Annotated in this window: 22 protein-coding genes; 9 read left to right on the top strand and 13 right to left on the bottom strand. The window is 62.5% G+C overall.

What is annotated here, in order from left to right; genetic code table 11:
• Nucleotides 1–102 precede the first annotated feature (102 nt).
• Both pgi and otsA read left to right on the top strand, forming a co-directional pair.
• On the top strand, nucleotides 103–1,728 hold the full coding sequence (gene pgi, locus GGD53_RS28445) for a glucose-6-phosphate isomerase (RefSeq protein ID WP_184460057.1): 1,626 nt from the start codon (nucleotides 103–105) through the stop codon (nucleotides 1,726–1,728).
• 531 nt (nucleotides 1,729–2,259) lie between these two features.
• Entirely contained in the window at nucleotides 2,260–3,675 is a 1,416-nt protein-coding gene (gene otsA, locus GGD53_RS28440; RefSeq protein WP_184460056.1) for an alpha,alpha-trehalose-phosphate synthase (UDP-forming), read from the top strand.
• 218 nt (nucleotides 3,676–3,893) lie between these two features.
• Here the strand turns inward: otsA and GGD53_RS28435 are convergent, their stop codons facing one another.
• The 3 genes from GGD53_RS28435 to GGD53_RS28425 form a co-directional block, all read right to left on the bottom strand.
• On the bottom strand, nucleotides 3,894–4,820 hold the full coding sequence (locus GGD53_RS28435; protein ID WP_184460055.1) for a carbohydrate kinase family protein: 927 nt from the start codon (nucleotides 4,818–4,820) through the stop codon (nucleotides 3,894–3,896).
• 62 nt (nucleotides 4,821–4,882) lie between these two features.
• Nucleotides 4,883–5,572, bottom strand: coding sequence for an orotate phosphoribosyltransferase (locus GGD53_RS28430; protein WP_184460054.1), 690 nt, complete (start codon nucleotides 5,570–5,572; stop codon nucleotides 4,883–4,885).
• Between the two features lie 72 nt (nucleotides 5,573–5,644).
• Entirely contained in the window at nucleotides 5,645–6,298 is a 654-nt protein-coding gene (locus GGD53_RS28425; protein WP_184460053.1) for a TetR/AcrR family transcriptional regulator, read from the bottom strand.
• 97 nt (nucleotides 6,299–6,395) lie between these two features.
• Between GGD53_RS28425 and GGD53_RS28420 the strand changes: the two genes are divergently transcribed.
• Nucleotides 6,396–6,878 (top strand): DUF1772 domain-containing protein, encoded by a 483-nt coding sequence (locus GGD53_RS28420; RefSeq protein ID WP_184460052.1) that lies wholly within the window; start codon nucleotides 6,396–6,398, stop codon nucleotides 6,876–6,878.
• Between the two features lie 450 nt (nucleotides 6,879–7,328).
• Here the strand turns inward: GGD53_RS28420 and GGD53_RS28415 are convergent, their stop codons facing one another.
• The 6 genes from GGD53_RS28415 to GGD53_RS28390 all read right to left on the bottom strand — a co-directional run bounded on the left by GGD53_RS28415 (nucleotide 7,329) and on the right by GGD53_RS28390 (nucleotide 13,543).
• Nucleotides 7,329–8,507, bottom strand: coding sequence for a GGDEF domain-containing protein (locus GGD53_RS28415; RefSeq protein WP_184460051.1), 1,179 nt, complete (start codon nucleotides 8,505–8,507; stop codon nucleotides 7,329–7,331).
• A 185-nt stretch (nucleotides 8,508–8,692) separates the two neighbouring features.
• Nucleotides 8,693–9,733 (bottom strand): dihydroorotase, encoded by a 1,041-nt coding sequence (gene pyrC, locus GGD53_RS28410; RefSeq protein WP_184460050.1) that lies wholly within the window; start codon nucleotides 9,731–9,733, stop codon nucleotides 8,693–8,695.
• A gap of 158 nt (nucleotides 9,734–9,891) precedes the next feature.
• Nucleotides 9,892–10,524, bottom strand: a complete 633-nt coding sequence (locus tag GGD53_RS28405; RefSeq protein WP_184460049.1) for a nucleoside triphosphate hydrolase — start codon at nucleotides 10,522–10,524, stop codon at nucleotides 9,892–9,894.
• Nucleotides 10,521–11,303, bottom strand: a complete 783-nt coding sequence (locus tag GGD53_RS28400; protein WP_184460075.1) for an ATP-binding cassette domain-containing protein — start codon at nucleotides 11,301–11,303, stop codon at nucleotides 10,521–10,523. Before GGD53_RS28400 ends, GGD53_RS28405 begins: the two co-directional genes overlap by 4 nt.
• A gap of 2 nt (nucleotides 11,304–11,305) precedes the next feature.
• Nucleotides 11,306–12,370 carry an ABC transporter permease gene (locus GGD53_RS28395; RefSeq protein WP_184460048.1) on the bottom strand — a complete coding sequence of 355 codons (1,065 nt, stop codon included), beginning with the start codon at nucleotides 12,368–12,370 and terminating at the stop codon, nucleotides 11,306–11,308.
• A 153-nt stretch (nucleotides 12,371–12,523) separates the two neighbouring features.
• Entirely contained in the window at nucleotides 12,524–13,543 is a 1,020-nt protein-coding gene (locus tag GGD53_RS28390; RefSeq protein ID WP_184460047.1) for a sugar ABC transporter substrate-binding protein, read from the bottom strand.
• Nucleotides 13,544–13,849: 306 nt separating this feature from the next.
• On the opposite strand from GGD53_RS28390, the gene GGD53_RS28385 reads away from it, so the two are divergent.
• Complete coding sequence (locus GGD53_RS28385) at nucleotides 13,850–15,097, top strand: ROK family transcriptional regulator (protein ID WP_184460046.1); 1,248 nt, start codon at nucleotides 13,850–13,852, stop codon at nucleotides 15,095–15,097.
• A complete protein-coding gene (locus tag GGD53_RS28380) occupies nucleotides 15,081–15,551 on the top strand; it encodes an RbsD/FucU family protein (protein WP_184460045.1) in 471 nt (156 codons plus the stop codon). Before GGD53_RS28385 ends, GGD53_RS28380 begins: the two co-directional genes overlap by 17 nt.
• 18 nt (nucleotides 15,552–15,569) lie before the next feature.
• Here the strand turns inward: GGD53_RS28380 and GGD53_RS28375 are convergent, their stop codons facing one another.
• Both GGD53_RS28375 and GGD53_RS28370 read right to left on the bottom strand, forming a co-directional pair.
• Complete coding sequence (locus GGD53_RS28375) at nucleotides 15,570–16,052, bottom strand: RidA family protein (protein WP_184460044.1); 483 nt, start codon at nucleotides 16,050–16,052, stop codon at nucleotides 15,570–15,572.
• 94 nt (nucleotides 16,053–16,146) lie between these two features.
• Nucleotides 16,147–16,581, bottom strand: a complete 435-nt coding sequence (locus tag GGD53_RS28370; RefSeq protein WP_184460043.1) for a cupin domain-containing protein — start codon at nucleotides 16,579–16,581, stop codon at nucleotides 16,147–16,149.
• A gap of 117 nt (nucleotides 16,582–16,698) precedes the next feature.
• On the opposite strand from GGD53_RS28370, the gene GGD53_RS28365 reads away from it, so the two are divergent.
• From GGD53_RS28365 to GGD53_RS28350, 4 genes are all read left to right on the top strand, one after another.
• Nucleotides 16,699–18,231 (top strand): winged helix-turn-helix domain-containing tetratricopeptide repeat protein, encoded by a 1,533-nt coding sequence (locus tag GGD53_RS28365; RefSeq protein ID WP_184460042.1) that lies wholly within the window; start codon nucleotides 16,699–16,701, stop codon nucleotides 18,229–18,231.
• 91 nt (nucleotides 18,232–18,322) lie between these two features.
• A complete protein-coding gene (locus tag GGD53_RS28360; RefSeq protein ID WP_184460041.1) occupies nucleotides 18,323–18,679 on the top strand; it encodes a nuclear transport factor 2 family protein in 357 nt (118 codons plus the stop codon).
• Between the two features lie 384 nt (nucleotides 18,680–19,063).
• Entirely contained in the window at nucleotides 19,064–20,611 is a 1,548-nt protein-coding gene (locus GGD53_RS28355) for a putative bifunctional diguanylate cyclase/phosphodiesterase (protein WP_184460040.1), read from the top strand.
• Between the two features lie 330 nt (nucleotides 20,612–20,941).
• Nucleotides 20,942–21,352: a GFA family protein gene (locus GGD53_RS28350; protein WP_184460039.1), complete on the top strand. Its 411-nt coding sequence runs from the start codon at nucleotides 20,942–20,944 to the stop codon at nucleotides 21,350–21,352.
• Between the two features lie 296 nt (nucleotides 21,353–21,648).
• On the opposite strand, the gene GGD53_RS28345 is transcribed toward GGD53_RS28350, so the two are convergent.
• Together GGD53_RS28345 and GGD53_RS28340 are read right to left on the bottom strand one after the other, a co-directional pair.
• Complete coding sequence (locus tag GGD53_RS28345) at nucleotides 21,649–22,686, bottom strand: 4-hydroxyproline epimerase (RefSeq protein ID WP_184460038.1); 1,038 nt, start codon at nucleotides 22,684–22,686, stop codon at nucleotides 21,649–21,651.
• Between the two features lie 136 nt (nucleotides 22,687–22,822).
• Nucleotides 22,823–24,073 carry an NAD(P)/FAD-dependent oxidoreductase gene (locus GGD53_RS28340; protein WP_184460037.1) on the bottom strand — a complete coding sequence of 417 codons (1,251 nt, stop codon included), beginning with the start codon at nucleotides 24,071–24,073 and terminating at the stop codon, nucleotides 22,823–22,825.
• Between the last annotated feature and the right edge of the window lie 165 nt (nucleotides 24,074–24,238).

Raw genomic sequence — 24,238 nt, 5'->3', positions numbered from 1 at the left:
GCCGCCGGTGGCTTTTTTCATATTGGAGCAGTGGCTGAACTTGATTTGCGCCGGAGAAAGCGAATAGTTTCCGCAACCTTTCCGCCTCAAAAGGAGCCTCCCATGAACGCCATCGTCGAACAGCTGAAAAGCACTGCCGAAGCCACCAAGGCAACCGATCTCCGCGCCGCCTTCGCCGCCGATCCGCAGCGCTTTTCGCGCTTTTCCGTCTCGCTCGACGATCTGCTGATGGACTATTCCAAGACGGCGGTGAACGACGAGATCCTCAAGCTTTTGGTCAAGCTTGCCGAGGAGGGCGGCGTCGAAAAGAAGCGCGAGGAGATGTTCTCCGGCAAGGCCATCAACTTCACCGAGGACCGGGCGGTTCTGCACACGGCGCTGCGCAACCGCTCCAACACGCCGGTTCTGGTCGACGGCAAGGACGTCATGCCTGACGTCAACGCCGTGCTTGCCGCCATGGGCAAGTTTGCCGACGACATCCGCTCCGGCACGCTGAAGGGTGCGACCGGCAAGGCGATCACCGATGTCATCAATATCGGTATTGGCGGCTCGGATCTCGGCCCCGTGATGGCGACGCTGGCGCTTGCGCCCTTCCATGACGGCCCGCGCGCCCATTTCGTTTCCAATATCGACGGCGCCCATATCGCCGACATCCTGAAGCTGGTGCAGCCGGAGACGACGCTCTTCATCGTCGCCTCGAAGACCTTCACGACCGTCGAGACGATGACCAATGCGCAGACGGCGCGCAATTTCATCGCCAAGGCGCTCGGCGAAGCGGCCGTGCAGCATCACTTCGCCGCCGTCTCGACGGCGCTCGACAAGGTCGCCGCCTTCGGCATCGACAGCGCCCGCGTCTTCGGCTTCTGGGATTGGGTCGGCGGCCGCTATTCGATCTGGTCGGCGATCGGCCTGCCGCTGATGATCGCGATCGGGCCTGACAATTTCGGCAAGTTCCTCGACGGCGCCCATGCCGTCGACAATCACTTCCGTAAGGCGCCGGTTACCGAAAACCTGCCGATGCTGCTCGGCCTGCTCGGCTTCTACCATCGCAATGTGCTCGGCTACCCCACCCGCGCCATCCTGCCTTACGACCAGCGCCTGTCGCGTTTCCCGGCCTATCTGCAGCAGCTCGACATGGAATCGAACGGCAAGGGCGTCACCGTCGACGGCACGCCGGTCGAGGGAAATTCCGGCCCGGTCGTCTGGGGCGAACCCGGCACCAACGGCCAGCACGCCTTCTACCAGCTCATCCATCAGGGCACGAGCATCATCCCGGCCGAGTTCATGATCGCCGCCAACGCCTTCGAGCCGGAGCTGCGCCACCAGCATCAGCTCTTGATCTCCAACGTGCTCGCCCAGTCGGAAGCGTTGATGAAGGGCCGCACCTTCGCGGAAGCCAAGAAGCAGCTGACCGACAAGGGCATGGACGACAAGAAGGCCGATTTCATCGCCCCGCACCGCGTCTTCACCGGCAACCGCCCATCGATCACCTTCGTCTATGACAAGCTGACACCCTATGCGCTCGGCCGCCTGATCGCGCTCTACGAACATCGCGTCTTCGTCGAAGGCGTGCTCTTCCGCATCAACTCCTTCGACCAATGGGGCGTCGAGCTCGGCAAGGAACTGGCAACGGGCCTGCTGCCCGTCGTCGAGGGTAAAGAGAGCGCGGCGAGCCACGATTCCTCCACCCAGGGCCTGGTCGCGGCGCTGGCGAAGCTTGCGAAGTAAATATGGAGAGGTTTTTGCTCTGTCGCCCCTCACCCTAACCCTCTCCCCGTAAACGGGGCGAGGGGACGTGCCCTGTGAAAACTGGGTGGGGGACGGAGAGGTCGCGGCATGTTCCCTTCTCCCCGCGGGCGGGGAGAAGGTGCCGGCAGGCGGATGAGGGGCGGCCGCCAGATCGTCATAATGGCCGCAAATGATTAGATTGATTTCGGCGGGCTTGGCGCCGCTGCCCTGCAAAAACCGGATTGAATGTTCCACTAATAGAAAATTGTAGAAAGAATTCTTTCAATTCGCCGCCATCGCCCTAGATTCAAGCAAAATCTATGCGCATGGTACTTCCGACGACATGACCTATCAAACCGGGGACGACACCCCGTTCCACTGTTTCCGCTGGTCTATACACCGGGCAATTCGCATCCGGATCTGCTCTTTTGATGGCGGCGCCTGCCCTGCATCGCCCCTGCCCCGTGCAGGAGGCCCCCGGAACGCCCGCCACAGAGCGTTTTCCCGATCCATCTTCACTGAAGGAAGCTCATGAGCCGTCTTATCGTCATTTCCAATCGTGTCCCCACGCCGGCCAAGGATGGCGGCGCCGCGGCCGGCGGGCTGGCCGTCGCGCTGCAGGCAGCCCTGCAGGCGCGCGGCGGCATCTGGATGGGATGGTCGGGAGAGTCGAGCGGAGACAGGGAGCCCGGCGCGTTGTCGCTGCTGCAGAAGGGCAACATCACCTATGCGCTGACCGATCTCACCGACACCGACGTGGAGGAATATTATCGCGGCTTTGCAAACCGCGTTCTCTGGCCGATCTGTCACTACCGCCTTGATCTTGCCGAATATGGCCGGAAGGAAATGGCCGGCTATTTCCGCGTCAACCGCTTCTTCGCGCATCGGCTGGCGCCGATGATCGAGCCGGACGACATCATCTGGGTTCATGATTACCACCTCATTCCGCTGGCCGCCGAACTGCGGCAAATGGGGCTGAAGAACCGGATTGGCTTCTTTCTGCACATTCCCTGGCCGCCGGCCGATATTCTCGTCACCATGCCCGTTCATGAAGAAATCATGCGCGGCCTCTCCCATTACGATCTCGTCGGCTTCCAGACCGATTACGACCTTCAGAATTTCGCCGGTTATTTGAGACGGGAGGGTATTGGCGACGACCTCGGAAACGGGCTGTTCGATTCCCACGGGCGGATTTTCAAGGCCGGCGCCTATCCGATCGGGATCGAGACCGCTGGATTCGCCGACTTCGCCGAGAGCGCCGCAAACAATGTCATGGTGCAAAAAACCCGACGCAGCATCGAAGGCCGCGACATGATCATCGGCGTCGATCGCCTCGACTATTCGAAGGGCATCATTCAGCGGCTGGAAGCCTTCGAACGCTTCCTCACCAGCAATCCTGCCTACCAGAACAAGGTCACCTATCTGCAGGTCACGCCGAAATCGCGATCGGAAGTCCCCGAATACGAGCATATGCAGAAGATGGTCGCCGAACAGGCCGGCCGCGTGAACGGCGCCATCGGAACGGTCGACTGGGTGCCGATCCGCTACGTCAACCGATCGATCAGCCGCAACGTGCTCGCCGGTCTCTACCGCCTGGCGAGGATCGGACTGGTCACGCCGTTGCGCGACGGCATGAACCTCGTCGCCAAGGAATATGTCGCCGCCCAGGATCCGGATCGCCCGGGCGTCCTGGTGCTATCGCGCTTTGCCGGCGCGGCACGGGAGCTGAAGGGCGCGCTGCTGGTCAATCCCTACGATGTCGAGGGCACTGCCAATGCGCTTGCCAGGGGCCTTGCCATGTCGCTCGAGGAGCGCCGCGACCGCTGGAGCATGATGATGGAACATCTGCTCTCGCACGACGTCTCGCTGTGGTGCGAAACCTTCCTGCGGGACCTGGTGACCGCTCCAGAGCTCGGCCGTAGCGCGGCTCCCCAGGCAGCCTCCTGATCGATCGGTGCCGACCGGTCCTTCGGATTCCCGACGGGAGAAGAGGGGATCGAAACGTTGCCGCATATCTCTTCTCCCCTTGGGGAGAAGAGGGAATCGGAAGGTCGCGGCACATTTCCTTCGCCCCGCAAGCGGGGGCCCGAAGGACGGGTTGAGACCCGTGGCTCGACCCCGGTCGGTGCCGGCAGGCGGATGAGGGGCTGATTCTCGCTTAAGCCTTAAAGCCCAATCTCGTGCGCCCAGGGCGGATTGGCGCCGGCGCGGGAAACGGTGACGGCGGCGGCCTTGGCGCCGAGCGTCAGGGCGTTGCGCACCGCCTGTTCGTCGAGCGAGGCGACCTGCTCTTTGGTCAGCAGGTTATCCATCTTCAGCGAGGCCAGCACGCCGGCGTCGAAAGTGTCGCCGGCGCCGACCGTGTCGACGACCGCAACGCGCTCGCTCGGCACCGTCACCTTGCGATCCCTGGTATAGCCGGAGGCGCCTTCCGCGCCCTTGGTGATGACGACGAGCTTGGCGCCCTCAGCGAGCCAATGGGCGGCGAGCGTATCATGGTCACCTTCGAGCCCGAACCATTCGAGATCCTCGTCGGAGAATTTGACGATGTCGGCCTTTGCCGCCATGCGCCGGATGCGGGCCATATGCGCCGGCTTGTCCTTGATGAAGCCCGGGCGGATGTTGGGGTCGAGCGAAATGACACGCCGGGCGGCTTCGCGGTCGAGCAGGGCTTCATAGGTTTCGCCGCAGGGGCTTGGGATCAGGCTGATCGCACCGAAATGCAGAGCTTCGCAATCGTCACCAAGCCCCGGCAGGTCGGCCTCGGTGATCATCCGGCCGGCTGTGCCCTCATCGTAGAAGGCATACGTCGCCTGGCCGTTGACAAGCTTGACGAAGGCGATCGTCGAAGGGCGCGGGGTGATGGCGCATGGGCTGTAATCGACATTGCTCGCCTTCAGCGTCGCCAGCAGGATTTCGCCCATCATGTCGTCGGCGATGCCGGTGAAGAAGGCGGTGGGAATGCCGAGGCGGCCGAGCGCGATGGCGGTATTGAAGATCGCGCCGCCGGCATAGGGCGCAAAGCCCTTTTCACCAAGGGTCGTGTCCCTCGGCAGCATATCGATCAGGGCTTCGCCGCAGCACAAAATCATCGGATTCCTCCCATCAGCACGGATATGTTCATCAACCGATTAAGCGAGCTTTTGTCAACCGATTAGAGCGAAAGCTCACTTACTCCGCCATTCCTCGCCGACCAGGCCAATGGCGCATCGAGGAAGGCCTCGACCTCTGCAAGCGTCTTGTCGTCGAAAAGCTTCTCTGCCCTGGCAACCGCAAGGACGCTGCGCCAGGTGGCGATGTGATGCAGCCTGACCTTGCCGTCGACAAAGCGCTGATCGCCGAAAATGCCGTAGAAGAACAGCGCGATGCCATGATCGACAATGCCGCCGGCGGCGCGAATGGCGTCAATGAACTTGAACATGCTGCCGCCGGCCGTCGTCAGGTCCTCGATGACCAGCACGCGCGATCCTTCCGGCATATGGCCTTCGATCTGCGCATTGCGGCCATGGCCCTTCGGCTGCTTGCGGACATAGATCATCGGCAGGCCGAGGCGATCGGCGAGCAGGGCAGCGAAGGGAATGCCGGCGGTCTCGCCGCCGGCAATGCAATCGAACTTCTCGAAACCGGCATCGCGCAGGAGCGTGCTGGCAGCGAAATCCATCACCGTCGAACGGATGCGCGGATAGGACAACAGCTTGCGGCAATCGATATAGACCGGGCTCGCCATGCCGGAGGAGAGCTTGTAAGGCTGAGCCGCATTGAAATGCACCGCCTTGATCTCCCAGAGCATCTTGGCCACCAGTTCGGCCATCAGGGCGCGGTCGGGAAATGCGGTCTGGATCATCGGGCTCTCCTTTGGTTATGCGTCTCCGGCAATAGCAGCAAGCGCCCATCGTTTCCAGACGCAAGGCGAGCCTTACCGCAACAGACGGCCGATATCGAAGACCTGCATCGTCTTGAACAGGGCAATCGTCCGGCCGCCCTCCTCCTCATCCAGCGACACGGCGTACCGCACGGCGGCGGCAAGCAGCTGCATCGTCAGCCGGGCGATCGCCTGAAGTTCGCTGCGGTCCCGATCCGGCCAGAAGCGCACGAGCACGGCGAGAAACGCTTGAGCATGGAATTCCATATCTTCGGCGTCGACCTGCTGCAGCAGCTTATCGGTATGGGTCGCGTGCCAGATGTCGCGCATCACGGGCTCTCGGCGGAAGAAGGCATAATATTCGTCGACGATATTGGCCAGCGCCCCCGGCAGGGCCGCGGCGACGGCGACCTTCGCCAGTTCCGCCTCGACACAGCGCCGGCCCTCTTCGTTGAAGCGTTCGGCCAATGTCCGGATGATGGCGCTCTTGTCGGGGAAATACTGGTAGAGGGCGCCAAAGGAAAGGCCGGCCTTTTCGACGATCTCGCTCATCTTCAGGCCGTCGCTGCCACGGCTTTCGATCAGTTCGGCGGCAACGGCGAGGATTTTTTCGAAACGCTCGCGGCCGCGCTGCTGGCGCGGGATGCGGCGCGGCTGGCCGCTATGGTCCTGCTGGCGTCTGCGCGTTACGGCCGGCTGCTCCGACATGGTCTCTCCTTTGCCCGTTGACAAGAAAAATAAGAGAGTTTATCTGATTTTACAAATAAGAGAGTTTCTCTTGTTTTATTCAGGAAGGAGTTTCGACATGCAGATCGTCCTCATCCTTTCCCTCGTCGCCGCAGCGATCGGCAGCGGCCTCGTCGCCGGCATCTTCTTCGCCTTCTCGACCTTCATCATGACCGCCTTCTCACGCATCCCGGCCGAACAGGGCATTGCGGCGATGAACTCGATCAATGTGACGATCGTCCGCTCACCCTTCATGGGCCTCTTCGTGCCGACGGCGATCCTCTGCCTCGTCATCGCCGTGCTGGCGTTGATCGACTGGCGCGGCGGGGCGTCCGCGCTGATGCTGGCGGGTGCAGCCCTCTATGTGTTTGCCTCCTTCCTCTCGACCATCGTCTTCAACGTGCCGATGAACGACGCACTGGAAAAGGTCAGCGGCAACGGAGCGGAGGCAGTGGCGCTTTGGAGCACCTATGTCAGGGATTGGACGTGGTGGAACCATGTGCGAACCATGGCCTCGCTGCTTGCCTCGGTCGCCTTCGTCCGGGCGCTGATGATGGTTTGAGCAGCAGGCGCCCACACCCAAGAGAGCCTCATCCTGAGGAGCCCATCGGGGCCTCGAAGGACGAGGCGGGCGGTCCAGGCAAGGAGTAGCGTTGCGGCGTGTCCTTCGAGGCTTCGCCCTATGGGCTACGCGCCTCAGACTCTGTGAATCTTTAGGATTTTCGTCGTTTTTACGAGAGCTAAGTCATTGATTTGACTCGCATCGAAAAATCGAAAAATCGATAGATTCACAGGCTCTCAGGATGAGGAGCGTTGGAGGATGCCGCGGCTTGGGATGAGGGCCGCGGGAGAGTGCCGCGGCTCGGGTTCCGTCTCCGGCTTCCACCTTGATCCGCGTCGTTCCGGCGCCCTGAGCGACAAGCGCGACGTCCAAGAGAGCCTCATCCTGAGGTTCCCCGAAGGGGCCTCGAAGGACGAGGCGGGCATGCGGGCGTCTGTCGAGCAGCCGGGATCAAGACGCCGTGCGCGACACCTCGGCCGGAACTGCGGTGAGATAGCCGGCAAGCTCGACCCGGTTGCGGCCTCCACGCTTGGCGGCGTAAAGCGCCTTGTCGGCCGCACTCAGCATGGCGTCGAAATCGAGCGGCATCGAGCGGCCGGGCGCCACCCCAACGCTGACCGTGCATTTCAGCACCTCATCGTCGATCGGTATTTCGCGCGCCTCGAAGGCCCCGCGGATCCGCTCAGCCGTCAGTTCGGCCCGGCCTGGCATGATTTCCTTCAGCACCAGCGCAAATTCTTCGCCCCCGAGCCTCGCGGCGGTATCGCCGGGGCGGCAATTGGCGGCGAGCTCCTCGGCGAAAACGGTGATCACGCGGTCGCCGGCGGCATGGCCATAACGGTCGTTGACGGATTTGAAATGATCGATGTCGAAGACGATCACAGCGGCGGTCGTGCCCATCGGGCGGGTGCCATATTGATCGAAGACGGCGCGACGGTTGAGCAGGCCGGTCAGCGGATCGGTGATCGCCTCGAGACGATGACGTGCGGCGAGCCGCCATTGATGCAGCGCCAGCGACAGCGCGCCGATCCCGGTCATGCCGGCGATGCAGACGGCAAGGCTCAGATCCTCCGCCCAGTTGCTGGGCGCCTTGCCGAGCACCAGCTTCCCATCAGCAGTCAGCACGGCGGCGCAGAGAACGAAGGAAATTGCCGTCAGCGTATAGAGCGCCGCGATGCCGAGGAGCGGCGCCGGGGCTTCGGCGCGGGCGAGCCAATATTGCCGGGCGGTGGCAAAGAGCAGCAGGGCGATGGCGAGATTGTCGGCGATGAAGGCAAGACCGTCATATCCGGCAACCATCGGCACGATCGAGAAGGTCATCGCCGCCAGGGCCCGAATGGCAGTGGCAACGATCGATAGGCGGCCGGTCAGGAACTGTTTGCCCGCGCCCCAGATGGCGGCGAAGCCGGCATGGAACAGCATGAAACTGCCAATGGCGAAGCCTGTATCAGGCCTGCTCACATAGGCGCTGTAAACGAAAATGCCCGTAACGACTAGGACCAGACCGATAGTGGCGGTGAGCAGCACGGTTTCGGCCCGGCGCACCAGCCAGCTGCCCATCAATGTGACGGCAAGGCAGGCCGCGGAGACGCCGAGCGCCAACAAAAGGGAGTTGTAGTCAAGCATCATGCTTCTTCAGTCTCCGCAGCGGTGGCGCGCCAGATAATTGGCAACGTGGGGGTTCCGCGGAGAGAAATGTCTTATGCATCCGTTAACAAATGATGCATTGCACAATGAAAATGTTAGGCGTCTAACGTCCGTGCGCCACTTAGCATGAATATTCTATTTAAAATAGAAAACGCTTGAGGGAGTCCCTACGCCACTACCTGCCAATGCAGGGGAAACATCGGATCGAAGACAGTCACCGGACCAGCGCCGGTTTCTATCTTGGCGGGAAAGTCGACGGGTTCGGCCTGCTTCGACAGCGTGATCCGTTCCTCGTTCGGCGACAGCCCGTACCAGGCCGGCCCGTTCAATGAAGCGAAGGCTTCGAGCCTGTCGAGAGCGCCCTCCTCTTCGAAGACATGGGCAAGGCAGCTCATCGTATTGATCGAGGTGTAGATGCCGGCACAGCCGCAGGCGCATTCCTTCAGCGGATCGACATGCGGGGCGGAATCGGTGCCGAGGAAGAAGCGCTTGTCGCCGCTGACGGCGGCGGCGCGTAGCGCCAGCCGGTGGTTCTCGCGCTTGGCGACCGGCAGGCAGTAATAATGCGGGCGGATGCCGCCGACGAGGATGGCGTTGCGGTTGATGATCAGATGGTGGGTGGTGATCGAGCCGGCGAGATTGGACTTGGCCGCCTTGATGTAATCGATGCCATCCGATGTCGTCACATGCTCCATCGTCACCTTCAGCTCGGGCAGGCGCCGGCGCAGCGGATCGAGCACGGTGTCGATGAAGACCGCCTCGCGATCGAAGATATCGACCTCAGGCGTCGTCACCTCGCCATGGACGCAGAGCGGCAGACCGATCTCGGCCATGCGCTCGAGCACCGGGATCGCCTTCTCCATGTCGCGCACACCGCCATGCGAATTGGTGGTGGCGCCGGCGGGATAAAGCTTGACGGCGGTGATGAGGCCGCTCTTTGCACCCTCCGCCACATCGTCGGGGCTGGTGTGTTCGGTCAGATAAAGCGTCATCAGCGGCTGGAAGCGGTGGCCGTCCGGCAGTGCCTTAAGGATGCGCTCGCGATAGGCCTTCGCATCCGCAGTAGTGACGACCGGCGGCACCAGATTGGGCATGATGATGGCGCGGGCGAAGGTGCGGCTCGTATCGGCGATCACGCCTTCCAGCATGGCGCCGTCGCGCAGATGCAGGTGCCAGTCGTCGGGACGGCGGATGGTGATCGATTGCATGGCAGGCCTCCGAAGCGATGCGTCTGCGGCCTGATAGCACTAAAGCGCGTCGCATTGAAATTGATTCATGCGAGGCGCTTCAACGCAATTTCCTGCATGTCGCATCCCACCGCTGCACAGGTTCAGCCGGCATGGTCGTCAAGCCGATCGCCGCAGCATCACGCCAGCGCGATCTCCAGCGTCACGTCGGCCGGGCGGCGGTTTTCCAGGATCAGCCGGCCGTTCGGCAGGTCGTTGCCGTAGACCTTGGCGCTGGCCGCCTCCTCATCGAGGTTGTAACCGCGCCAGCGCGCCCAGAGCCGCTCCTCGAGCACCTCGATCGGCGGCGCCAGCATGATCGAAAAATCGAAGATGCCGTCGAGCTCGGCCCATTTGCCCTGCGTGAAGAGCAGATAATTGCCCTCGACGATGATGAAACGGTCCTTGGGATCGATCGGCCGGGCGGAAGCGATGGCGAGTTCGCGGGAACGGTCGAAGACCGGCGCCAGAACCTCCTGGTCGGCCCGGCGGACAGCGCGGATGATATCGAGGAAGCCTCTGACATCGAAGGTCTCGGGAATGCCCTTGCGCGCCAAGAGGCCGCGTTCGATCAGGATGGCATTGTCCATGTGGAAGCCGTCCATCGGCAGGACTGCGGCGCTTTCGCCTTTGGCTTTCAGCGCTGCCGCCAGATTGTCGGCCATGGTCGACTTGCCGGCCCCCGGCGGCCCGGCGACGGCAATCAGGAAACGTTTGGCATCGCCGGCGCGGGAAAGCACCTCGCCGGCGATGTCGTCGATGCGGATGCTCATGCCGCGACGGGCTCCGTCGGCACCGCCTTGGCGCCGGTCATGAAGGCGACGGCGTCCGACATGGTGTATTCCTTCGGATTGATCACCGTCAGCCGCCGGCCGAGACGGTGGATATGGATCCGGTCGGCGACCTCGAAGACATGCGGCATGTTGTGCGAGATCAGCACGATCGGCAGGCCGCGGGCGCGCACGTCGAGGATCAGTTCCAGCACGCGCCGGCTTTCCTTGACGCCGAGGGCGGCCGTCGGTTCGTCCATGATGATGACCTTGGAGCCGAAGGCGGCGGCGCGGGCGACGGCGACACCCTGGCGCTGACCGCCGGAGAGCGTCTCCACCGCCTGATTGATGTTCTGGATGGTCATCAGGCCGAGTTCGGACAGCTTGTTACGCGCCAGCTTTTCCATGGCCGGCCGGTCGAGCATGCGCAACAGCGAGCCGAGTGGGCCCTTTTTGCGGATCTCGCGGCCGAGAAACATGTTGTCGGCGATCGACAGTGCCGGCGACAGAGCAAGGTTCTGGTAGACGGTCTCGATGCCGGCTTCGCGCGCCTCCATCGGTGAGCGGAATTGCACCTGCCGGCCTTCGAGCGTGATCACGCCCTCGTCGGGGGTGACCGCGCCTGAAATCGCCTTGATCAGCGACGACTTGCCGGCGCCGTTATCGCCGATGACGGCAAGGATTTCACCCGGGTAGAGGTCGAAATCGGCATTGTCGAGCGCGGTCACGCGTCCATAACGCTTGACGAGGCCGCGGGCGGTGAGAATGGGTTCGACAGCCATGGTCATACCGAAACCTTTCTGATCCACTGATCGATGGCGACGGCGGCGATGATCAGCACGCCGGTCAAAAGGACTTTCCATTGCGGATCGGCGCCGAGCATGTTGAGGCCCATCGACACGACGCCGACGATCATGGCGCCGAACAGCGTGCCGAGAATGGAACCGCGGCCGCCGAAGAGCGAGATGCCGCCGATCACGGTCGCGGTAATCGCCTGGAGGTTATAATCGGTCACCGCCGAGGACGGCGAAATCGAGCCGTTGCGGCCGATCGAGACCCAGGCGGCGAAGGCGGCGATGACGCCCGAAATCGTATAGACGGTCAGCAGCACCTTCTTGGTCTGGATACCGGAAAGCTTGGCCGCTTCCGGATCGTCGCCGACCGCATAGACATGCCGACCCCAGGCGGTGTGATTGAGGATGTACCAGAGCAGGAGGACGAGCAGCACCATGGCGATGACGCCGAGGGTGAGCACGGCGCTGCCTACCTTGAAGCTCGCGGCGAAAAGATGCAGCAGCGGCGCCTGTTCGTCGACGTCGGTGTCGCGGATCGTCTCATTGGCGGAATAGATGAAATTCGTCGCCATAACGATGTTCCAGGTGCCGAGCGTGACGATGAAGGGCGGCAGCTTCATGAAGGCGACAAGGGCACCGTTCAGCAGGCCGCACAGGCCGCCGACCAGAAGGCCTCCAATCACCGCGATCGGCGTCGGTATGCCGTAGGTGATCGCGACATTGCCCATGATGACGGCCGAGATCACCATGATGACGCCGATCGAAAGATCGATGCCGGCCGTCAGGATGACCAGCGTCTGGGCCGCGCCGAGAATGCCGACGATGGCGATCTGCTGCAGGATCAGCGTCAACGTATAGGACGAGAAAAAACGTCCGCCGAGCGCCATCCCGAAAATGATGATCGCCAATACCAATACGATCAGCGGCACGGCGGCCGGTGTCGAGTGCAGAAAATGCTGGGCGCGCTTGATCAGCGGGACGCTCTGGTGCTCGAAGGAGGCGACGTTCTTGTCGCTGCCGTCGAGGACGCGTTCGAATTCCTGTGCTCCGGTCATGGTTCCTCCTCCGCATCCGCGCGCCGAACCCGCGCGGAGGCCGTCACTCCTGTTTGATCCGTTCGTTGCTTAGCCGGTGGAGCGACGGCCCATCGTCCGTCCAAAACGGCCGGGGATCAAGCCCCGGCCGTCTGCTCTTTCAAGAGATCGGGCTCAGCCCCAGCACTTGTCCGTGCCTTCCTTGGTGTCGATCGACTTGAGGCCGGAGACCGGCTTGTCGGTGACGAGCGAAACACCGGTGTCGAAGAAAGACTTGCCTTCGGTCGGCTTCGGCTTTTCACCCGAGTCGGCGAACTTCTTGATCGCCTCGATGCCGAGCGACGCCATCAGCAGCGGATATTGCTGCGAGGTAGCGCCGATGACGCCTTCCTTGACCGACTTGACGCCCGGGCAGCCGCCGTCAACCGAGACGATCAGCACGTTCTTTTCCATGCCGACGGCCTTCAGCGCCTGGTAAGCGCCGACAGCGGCCGGCTCGTTGATCGTGTGGATGACGTTGATGCTCGGATCCTTCTGCAGAAGGTTTTCCATGGCCTTGCGGCCGCCTTCTTCGTTGCCGTTCGTCACATCATGGCCGACGATACGCTTGTCGTCTTCGTCGCCGATCTTGTCGGGGTTCTTCGGGTCGATGCCGAAGCCCATCATGAAGCCCTGGTCGCGCAGAACGTCGACCGTCGGCTGCGACGGCGTCAGGTCGAGGAAGCCGACCTTGGCGTCCTTGGCCTTGTCCCCGAGGGTTTCCTTGGCCCACTGGCCGATCAGCTTGCCGGCGAGCAGGTTGTCGGTGGCGAAGGTGGCGTCGGCGGCATCAGCCGGCTCGAGCGGCGTGTCCAGCGCGATGACCAGCAGGCCGGCGTCGCGGGCCTTCTTGACCGCAGGCACGATGCCCTTGGTGTCGGAGGCCGTCAGCAGGATGCCCTTGGCGCCGTCTGCGATGCAGCTTTCGATCGCTGCGACCTGGCTTTCGCTGTCACCGTCGATCTTGCCGGCATAGGACTTCAGCGAAACGCCGAGTTCCTTGGCCTTGGCCGTCGCACCTTCCTTCATCTTGACGAAGAAAGGATTGGTGTCGGTCTTGGTGATGAGGCAGGCGGAAACGTCAGCCGCCATCGCCGGAGCAGAAAAAGCAACACCGAGCGCGAGCGCGCCAAAAGCGAGAACTGATTTCTTCATGAACTCCTCCCAGAGTTTGCCGGCGCCGCACCTGCGGGCCGGAATTTTCAAATATGACACTTCGCTCAGTCGCTGTCGCTCCAAAGCCATGTCCTTGACGATGGCAATTAAGAGCGAAAGAAATCTCCTTGTCAATAAATAAATCCAATTGAATTATTAATTCGATGTGGCATGCTCGACCGAATTAAGATGTACGGCGCCGCGTGTCTCAGACGCGAAGGAGGCTGTACGGCTTCGAGCTGCTGCATGTTTTAAATCGGTTCCGATGAGGAGAATGCAGGAGGCGAACGCTCGGGAGGAGCGGCCATGTCGTCATTGGATGGACCGGAACACACACCGGTCCCGCCACCAATTTTGAATCCGGCTGGTGGTGCGAACCAGGTCAGGGTGCGCGCCTATAACGAACGGCTCGTGCTGTCGCTGGTGCGCCTTTACGGCGCTCTGTCGAAAGCCGACATCGCACGCCGCAGCGGGCTTTCGGCCCAGACTGTCTCGGTCATCATGCGGGTCTTGGAAAAGGAAGGGCTGCTGTCGCGCGGGGCGCCGGTGCGCGGCCGTGTCGGCCAGCCGTCGATCCCGATGCATCTCAATCCCGACGCCGTCTATTCCTTCGGCCTGAAGATGGGCCGGCGCAGCGCCGATCTGGTGCTGATGGATTTCGTCGGCCGCATCCGCATGCAGCTGCACCAGACCTATGCTTATCCGCTGCCGCATGACATCCTCGCCTTCGTCACCGCAGGCATTCAGGAGATCGAAAGCCGGCTCGACGACAAGCAGCGCAGCCGCATTGCCGGCCTCGGCATCGCCGCCCCCTTCGAGCTGTGGAACTGGGCCGAAGAGGTGGGGGCGCCGCCGGGCGCCATGGAGGTCTGGCGGGATGTCGACCTGCAGGCCGATATCGCCGCGCGCGTCTCCCACCCCGTCTTCCTGCAGAATGATGCGACCAGCGCCTGTGGCGCCGAACTCGTCTTCGGCGTCGGCCCCTCTTATCCGGACTTCGTCTATTTCTTCATCGGCTCCTTCATCGGCGGCGGCATCGTCCTGAATTCGGCGATCTTTTCCGGCCGTACCGGCACGGCGGGCGCAATCGGACCGCTGCCCGTGCGCGACAGGAACGGCGAAACCAAGCAGCTGCTCGAAATCGCCTCGATCTTCGTCTTGGAAAACATGCTGCGTGAGCGCGGCATCGATCCCGAGCCGCTCTGGTATTCGGCCGAGAACTGGGTGGATTTCGGCGGGCCGATGGAGGCGTGGATCCAGGACACCGCCAAGGCGCTCGCGCAGGCGATCGTCGCCGCCGCCTCGATCGTCGATTTCAGCGCCGCCGTCATCGACGGCGGCTTTCCCCATTGGGTGCGCAGCCGCATCGTGCAGGCGACGATCGACGAAGCCGCCAAGCTCGACCTGCAGGGCGTTGTCATGCCCGAAATCATCGAGGGCGCGGTCGGCGCGCAGGCACGCGCCATCGGCGGCGCCAGCCTGCCGATCTTTGCGCGTTATCTCACCGATCAGAACGTACTCTTCAAGGAGGTAGACCATGCTGAAGGGACTTGATCCGCTCTTGAGCCCGGAATTGCTCGCAACACTTCGGGCCATGGGTCACGGCGACGAAATCGCCATCGTCGACGGCAATTATCCCGGCGTCGAACATGCCCGCCGGCTGATCCGGCTCGACGGCCACCACCTCATTCCGGTGCTCAATGCCGTGCTTAGCGTGCTGCCGATCGACCATTTCGTGCCGGAAGCGATCTTCCGCTCGACCGTCAAGGCCGAGCGCGACAAGCTCGATCCGGTGCACGAGGAGATGATCGACTGCTGCGCCCGCCACGAGCCGCATCGCCAGGTGGTGCCGCTGGTCGGCCAGGATTTCTACGGCCGGGTGCGGGCCGCCCATGCGCTGATCCAGACCAGCGAGCCCAGGCTCTATGCCAACATCATCCTGCGCAAGGGCGTGATCTATCCAAAGGAGGCCGGTGCGCAGGCCGAAGTCGACCCGTTTGTCTACTAAGGGTTCGATGCGCTTCAATCACCCGTCGATTTCGACTTCCGCTTCGCAGTTCACGGGCGCATTCAAGGGGATGGCCATGCCGATGGACGAGCGGGCGTGGGCGCCGACGTCAGGCCCGTACAGCTCCAGGATCAGATCCGAATAGCCGTTGGTGACCAGCGGCGTTTCGTTGAAGTCCGGAGCAACGTTCACCATGGCGAAGACGCGCAGCCATGCCGTGACCCGATCGAGGTCTCCAACGGCCCGCTTGAGGCTGGCGAGATGGGAGAGCGCAACGAGCCGCGCCGATGCGTAACCCTCCTCCGGCGAAACCTCGCCACCCACCTTGCCAAGGGGATTTGCCAGTGTTCCATCGCGGTTGCAGGCGACGTGACCGGAAATGTAAGCGCGGTTGCCGCGCAGGCGAACCCAGGCGAAGGGCAACCGCAGCCCCTCGCGAACCTTCAAAGGCTCGGGCAATTCCAGACCCATTTCGGCCAGGCGTTGTTCGATAATGGCCATAATGCACCTCCCGGTGTGGTTGGAGCATGCCGTGCAAAAAGCCTGCGCTGGTGTTGCGCCCCCGGAGCCGTTGCGCGGTTCCGGGCGGCATGCATCAGGGTACGATCGCGTCGAGCTCCGGCATCAGAACGACGCTCTCATTGGCTGCGGGGTCGTTGCGAGCGCCGAGAAATTCGGCATCTTCGCTGCTGCGGTTGACGGCGACATGCGGAACGCCGGCCGGAATGAACAGGTAATCGCCGGGGCGGATCGTTTCGCACCGTTCGAGCGCTGCTCCCGACCAGATCTCGATCTCTCGACCGGCGGTCATCAAAAGCGCCGTCTCGTGTCCCTCATGGCAATGGGCGCCGGTTCGCCGCCCCGCGGGCAGCGAAATCGTTCCGAGCCACAGCATGGTTGATCCGGCGCTTTCAGCCGAGACGCCGGAGCAATAGACCGATCCCTGCCTGGCGACATGGCTGCCGCCGGCGCGGACAATCCTGGCGAGGAATGCTTCAGATTCTTTCGGTTGCGTTGCTTCATTGGTCATAGCTCTCACCACTTCGACCGCTGCGATGGAGCCACACTGCGCGCCCAGCCGGCGCAAGTCCTGAAGCGGGGCCGAAAAATTCCGAAAAACTGCGAAACCGGCGTATCATTCCCGGCCATGGACACCCCGCACCTTGTATTCGGCCGCTTCGAATTCATTCCTGAGAACGGATGTCTGCTCCGCGACAACAGGCCTGTCGCCATCGGCGCCCGCGGCGCCAATCTGCTTGGCGTTCTGCTATCGGCAAAGGGGGGTGTGGTCTCGAAGTCCGCCTTGATGGATGCCGTCTGGCCGGGATTGGCCGTCGAGGAAAGCAATCTTTCCGTTCAGATTGCCGCCCTTCGTAAGCTGCTCGGACCCGCATCGGACGGCAGCGAATGGATCGTCACGGTCCCACGGGTCGGCTACAGATTTTCCGGTGAGGTGGAGAGCCGCACCGACGGAGCCGATAGCGGCCGGCATGCCGAGAGCAGTCCGATCCCAGGGATTGCCGTCCTGCCGTTCGAAAATCTGGGCGGCGATGCTGAAAGACAATATCTCGCCGACGGTGTCGCCGACGACCTGATCATGGCGCTTGCCCGGTTCAGATGGTTCCGCGTCGCTTCACGGGGGGCGAGTTTCAGCAGGAGGAGCGGCTCGAAGGATCCGGGGGCGATCGCGCGCGACCTCGGCGTCGATTTCCTCGTGGATGGGGCCATCCGCCAGAGCGGCAATCGGATCCGGATATCGGTGCACCTCGCCGACACCGCGAAAGGCGCCACCGTCTGGTCCGAACATTACGATCTCCAGCTGGCCGAGCTCTTTGCGGTGCAGGACGCCATCGCCGAGCGGATCGCAGCGGCGGTCGAGCCCGAGCTGCTGCTGCGCCACGGGCTTCCGGTCGCCCCCCACACCGGCAATATCACCGCCTGGGATCTCGTGCGGCAAGGCACGTTCAATTTTCACAAGGTCACGCTGCCCACCCACCTTCTCGCGCGCCGTTTCTTCCGCGACGCGGCGCAGCTCGATCCCATGCTTCCAGAAGCGCAGATCTGGCGGGCGCGGGTGAATGCCGGCCTGATCGCCTACGGCTGGACTGATAACCCTGCGGAAGACGCCAAGGAAGGATTGGATGCGGCGCTGCGGGCCATCTATCTCGACGCGCGAAATCCGTACTCGCACTATGCGCTGGCGATCGTGTCGGCTTACACGGGCCGGCCCGAGCAGGCGATCCTGGCGGCGGAACGGTCGATCGAGCTCGGTTCGAGCTTCGCCCTGGGGCATCTCGTCCTCGGCATGGCCCGCCTGTTTTGCGGCGATGCGGCCGGCGCGCGCGAGCCCCTGGCGCACGGCCTCGAACTCAACCCGTACGATCCGCAGAACGGCGTCTGGTTCAGCCTGCTGATGCTCGCCCGGTTCTTTTCCGGCGACGTCGAAGGCGCGCTCGAGACTGGGCGTACGGCGCTGAAGGCGCGGCCCGATTGGCCGGCGCTGCTGCGCATTCAGGCGTGCTGCCATCGGGCTGTGGGAGATCGCCAGCAGGCGCACCGCTTTGCTGCCGCAGCAAGCGATCTTCCCGAACCAGCCGGCGATGCGCTTGGTCCATTCAGAGATGGCAACACGGAATGGGCGGTCCGCCTGAACGGGCTGCTGCGCGAGGCGGAGCTTTGAAACCGGTTGACCGCCCGGAGCAAAATGACCGAGATGGTTCGTCGCGAAGCGCGGGCAAAACGCAACCCCGCGCCTCTGCAAGGAGAAAGCAATGGACGACGATATCAAAATTCTCCAACACATCTACGAGCGCTTCAACAAACGCGACATAGACGCCGTGCTGTCAGCGCTGGCCGAAGATGTCGTCTGGGCCAACGGCATGGATGGCGGCCACGTCTATGGGCGCGAGGCGGTGCGGGAATATTGGACGCGTCAGTGGTCGATGATCGATCCCCACGTCGAGCCGGTCGGTTTTCACCGGACAGCGGACGGCGCAATCATCGCCGACGTCCAGCAGTCGGTCCGTGACCTGCAAGGCCAACCGCTCCAAGGACAGAAGACGGTCGGGCACGTGTTCCGGTTTCGGGACGGCAAGGTGGCCCGCTTCGACATTCGGGATGCCGCCTGAATTCAGCGAGCCGGGTCGCCTCCTCTCCCCGGCGGGCCTTTGATGGTCAAGATGTAGCACGTCGATCTCGGCGTCGAGCGCACTGAGCCGCATCCAGTTTGCGACGAAGATATCCGTTGCGCGCAGCGAAACGCCCAAACCTTCGCAGCGGAAACGCACCATTAATCTTCGAAGACCACACTGAAATTCGGATTTGCGGATGCCCGCAGTCTGGCCAGTGATCGAATTGCCGATGCCCTTGGCTCCGCCCTATGAGTCGTGGCGGGCTTCGGCGTCATCGATGCCGGCATTCGGCGACAGGGTCGTCGATCGGAATATGGTCGGGGACGATGCAGTCTTCCGAGCTGGCCATGATGGCTCTTCACACACCAGGAGCCTGTTCATATGCCTCGCATCCGACCCACCAGACCGCAGATGGAGATATTGGCCTGGCTCTCGATCTTCCTGCTTCTCTTCTGCCTGTCCTGGCGCTTCCAATGGCACGAGAGCCTGGATGAGTTCATCGAGAAACATCACGACTTTCCGCTGGACCACGCGCTGCTTGCCCTGAATATGTCCGGCTTTCTCGGGCTGATCTATTCGGCGCTGAGGATCCGGGATCTCTCGATAGAGGTTAACCGCAGGCTGCAGGCCGAAAAGAACGTGGACTGGATTGCCTGTCACGACACGCTGACCGAATTGCCTAACCGCAGATTTCTGGAGTCCGTCTGCGCGCAATCGATGATCGATCAACGCGCGCAGGAAAGCTATGCCGTGTTCAGCATCGATCTCGACGGCTTCAAGAAGATCAACGACCTCCTCGGGCACGATCACGGCGATGCGGTGCTGAAGGCCGTCGCTCAGCGGCTTTCTTCCCTCTTTCCCCGTGACCGCGTTTTCCGCCTCGGTGGCGACGAGTTCGTCGTTCTGGCGCGGCGCACCGGAAATGCCGAATTCGTCGCTTTGGGAAACCGCATCGTGAGCGCGGTCAGCAAGCCCTTCACATTCAACGGTGTCGCCGTCGATCTCGGCGCCAGTGTCGGCCTCGCGCTCCATCCTGAAAACGGCGACGATCTAAGCCAGGTCATTCGCCATTCGGACTGTGCGATGTATGTGGCGAAAAAGCAGGGGCGCAATCTGGTGAAGCCTTTCGTGCCGGCGATGCAGGAAGAGCTGGCGAAGCGGATCCGGGTGGAAGCGGATCTGCGAGCCGCCATCAAGAACGCCGAGATCGTTCCCTATTACCAACCTCTCGTCGACCTGAAGACGAAGGAAATTATCGGCTTCGAGGCGCTGGCGCGCTGGAAGACGGCATCCGGCGAATTCATCCCGCCGAACGAGTTCATTCCCGTGGCGGAAGAGGCCGGTCTGATCGTCGACCTGACGGACCAACTGCTGCGCCGCGCCTGTGGCGATGCGCTTTCCTGGCCAAATCATCTGGTTCTGTCGTTCAACCTGTCTCCGATCCAGCTGAGCGACCGCTTGCTGGGCCTCAGGATTCTGAGGATATTGGGCGATGTCGGCTTGCCCGCGCATAGGATCGAGCTGGAGGTGACCGAGAGCGCCATCATCCAGGATGCCGTCACCGCACGAATCGTCCTCGACGATCTGGTGAACGCCGGCGTCCGGATTGCTCTCGACGACTTCGGTACAGGCTATTCCAGCCTGTCGCAGCTCTCGAACTACCGGTTCGACAAGATCAAGATCGACCGGAGTTTCGTCGCTTCGTTCGAAACCAACGACAAGCAGGACAAGGTGATCAAGGCCATTATCGCGCTCGGCGCGGGCCTCGGGGTGACGATAACGGCCGAAGGCATCGAAGAGGAAAGCCAACTTCAACGGCTTCAGGATCTCGGCTGCGACATCGGCCAAGGCTACCTACTTGGCAGACCGGCGCCGGCCGAGAGCCTTGCCGCAGACCAGATCGGCACCAGGATAGCGCAACGTCGCTGAAGGGCCGACGGGTCGTCGAGGCTGACTTGGAAGTCTTATCGCACTGTTTCGAAAGATGAGCGGCCAGAATCAAACTAATGATCGGATGGGCTCGCTTGTCATGCTGCACATCTTCTGTTTTCGGCTGTCTTTGGCGCAAGACCGCTGCACGCTGCTGCACGACATGCTCTAGACTTCGGCAGTCTGCCGATCTACGGTAGTGCTCGGTGAGACTGAAATCACATCAGGTCTCAGCCCCTTCGCAACGCCGACCGCAGTGAGTTTCGGTTCCGGCCTGCGCTTCAGCCCTCAATTCAACGCAATCTCACCGCGCAAGCGGGAGGAGTTTCCATGGCCAATGCCCAATGCGCCTGCGGCGCTCTCCGATTGAAGCTTAGCGAAGCACCGCAATTGACTGCGCTGTGTCACTGTTTCGCGTGCCAGCGGCGAACCGGTGCGCCGTTCAGCGCCAATGCGTTCTACGCGATCGACTGTGTCGAAATCTATGGAACGTCGACGGAATTCATTCGTACGGCCGAAAGCGGTCGCCAGGTCCGAATGCATTTCTGTTCAACCTGCGGTTCGACCGTCTATTGGAAGGCCGATGCCGCGCCACTCTGGATCGGGATGGCGATCGGCTCCCTCGCCGACCCGGCCTTCGCGCCGCCTGCCCTGTCTGTGTTCGAGCAGTCGAAGCATGGGTGGGTGCAGCTTCAGGAAACGGTAGAGCGTTTCCAGGGCAGTCCAATCGGCCGGACTTAGCATGAATCGAGCTGCGAGCCTCGGTCCAAGGCCATTGCGGTCCGGTTGCGATTCCAAGACCCCTCCCCAACCCCTCCCCACAAGGGGGAGGGGCTAGGTGCCGCACCGCTTCACATAAGTCTCCACCGTAACGATCCGGAGAACGGTAACAGCCAACAAGACTTTTCTTTTGATCGCCGCGGAGGACCGCAGCTTAGCCCCTCCCCCTTGTGGGGAGGGGTTGGGGAGGGGTCAGCTCAGCCTGATGAGGGGCTTTAACGGGGCCGGCCTCGCCGATCTCCTCGGTTCGACGCTGCTCAGATCTCCCCCGCCGATGGCCCCCAGACATCCGTCAGGGCAAAGCCGCCGGGATGTGGGTCGAAGGGGTCGAGGGCCACCTGAGTGAGGCCGAAGGTGAAGCCGCGGCCGGTGATGGTGGGGATGACCGCCGGGCGGCCGGCGACCTCGGTCACCGCCTGCAGGCCGACCTCGAATTCGGAGCCAATGATCGACTTCGAGGTGAAGACGTCGCCGACCTTGGCCTTGCCACGGGCATAAAGGGTGGCGAGATTGGCGGAATTGCCGGTGCCGCAGGGCGAGCGGTCGGCCCGGCCTGGCCACATGGTGGTGCAGGTGCGCACCGTGCCATCCGCCTCGGTATCGCGGAACATCACATAGGCGACGCCCGAGATTGCCGGGATTTCGGGATGGACGACCTTGATATCGCGATTGATCAGATCTTTGAGGATCATGCCGGCCTGGACGAGACCGGCGGCATTGGCCTTCTCGATCGTGAGATTGATCTGGCCGACATCGACGAGCGCATAGAAGATGCCGCCATAGCAGAGATCGGCCTTGACCTTTCCCCAATGCGGCGTGTCGATCTCGACGTCGAGCTCATGGACAAAGGAGGGCACCATGGTGAGCTTCACCTTCTCGCAGCGCCCGTCGCGGCAGGTGGCCACCGCCTTGACGAGGCCGGCAGCGGTTTCCAGCGTCACTGTCGTTTCCGGCTCCTTCATCTCGACGATGCCGGATTCGAGCAGTGCCGTCGTCACGCAGATCGAATTCGAGCCGGAACTGGCATGCGCCTGATCGGGCTGCAGGATGATGAAAGCAGCGTCGGCGTCGGGGTGCCTTGCCGGCAGCAGCAGGTTGACCGAGCCGATCGGAGCACCGCGCGGCTCCAGGCAGAGAAAGCGGCGGAGCTCGTCGCCTTTCGGATCGGTGTTCAGCCAGTGCAGCTGCGCGGCGATGGTTTCGCCGGGAATCTTCGGAACGCCGCCGATCGCGACGCGGCCGATCTCGCCTTCGGCATGGACATCCAGCAACTGGATCGTGCGCTTCCATCTCATACAAGAAACTCCGGATCAGACGCGACGGCCGACGCCATCGACGCGGTTTCAACTTTTGTTTTAACGCAATTCCCGGCAAAAGCGCTTCGCTTTGCCTGGGAAAACCGCTTCACACTTTTCCTGGAATTGCTCTAAATCAGTATCTGTCGATGCGGAACGGGGTCATATCGACCGACGGCTTTGCTCCGCTCACCATATCGCCGAGCAACCGCGCTGTCGTCGCGGCATATGTCAAGCCGAGATGACCATGACCGGTCGCATAAAAAATCCCCGGCATTTTCGAGGACGGCGAAATGATCGGGATCGTATCGGGCAAGGCCGGGCGGTGACCCATCCATTCCGTCGTCTCTTCAGCCTTCAGGCCGGGAAGCGCGCGCTGGGCGTGACGCACCAGCACCCGCGGGCGGCGGAAATCGGGAGCGGCGTCGAGGCCGGCGAGTTCGACATTGCCGCCGACGCGGATGCCGCCGGCCGTCGGTGTCACCATGAAGGCGCGGTGCGGCCAAATTATCGAATAACGCATCGAAATGCCCGGCTTCATGATCTGCGTGTGATAGCCGCGCTCGGTCTCCAGCGGGATCGGTTCGCCGAGCTTGGCCGCCAGGGACCGGGTGTGGACGCCGGCGGCAAGCACAGCGGAAGCCGCCTCGACACGGCTGCCATTGTCGAGGAGGACGACGACGGTGCCATCGCCCTTGCGCTCGATATTCCTCACGGAGCCGGAGACGAAGGTTGCGCCTGCCGCCAGGGCGGCGTCGGCCAGTTTGACAACCAGCTTGTAGGGATCGCGAACCGACTTGTTGTCGGGGAGCAGCACCGCTTTGGCGATGTCAGGTGACAGGGCGGGCTCATAATATTGGATGGCGCCGTTGCTCAACACCTCGAATTCGAGGCCGTAGCGCTGCATCATGGCGAGGTGGCCGCGATCGGCGGCAAACTCAGCCTCGGTCTCGTAGATCGCCAGGCAACCTTCCTCGGTCAGCAGCTCGGATGCGCCGATCGCCTGCAGCATCTCGCGGAAATCGGCGAGCGCCCGCAGCGACAGGCTCATGCCGGCATCCTCGATCTCCCTCAAGCGCGAAGGCCGGCCGGCGGCGAGGAAGCGCAGGAACCAGGGCAGCATTCGCGCGGCATAGGATGGCCGCAGCCAGACCGGGCCCTCGGGATCGAGCAGCCAGCCGGGGATCTTCTTCCAGGTCGACGGGCCGGAGCCGGCGGCGAAATCGAGCGCGATGCTCGCCATATTGCCGAAAGAGGTGCCGCGTCCGGGCTCACCCTTATCGATCAGCGTGACCTGAAATCCGCGCCGCTGCAAATCGACAGCGATCGAGGCGCCGATCACGCCCGCGCCGACGACGACCACCTTCTTCTTCGTCTCATCCGTCATGCGATCAACCCACCTGCACGGCAGACAGTATTGCCGTTCGTCAACCTGATATATCAGATCGGCGGGGCTGCCTAGATGTGGAGCCTCAACAGGTTGTCCTGGGTAAGAGCGAGTCTGCTGATTGGTGGTTTTGAATTTAGGCTTCCGTGAGGCCTGTGCCAATTG

The sequence above is a fragment of the Rhizobium aethiopicum genome (assembly GCF_014197535.1).
GTDB classification, from domain to species: Bacteria; Pseudomonadota; Alphaproteobacteria; order Rhizobiales; family Rhizobiaceae; genus Rhizobium; species Rhizobium aethiopicum_A.
This window is presented reverse-complemented; position numbering and strand designations above follow the sequence as displayed.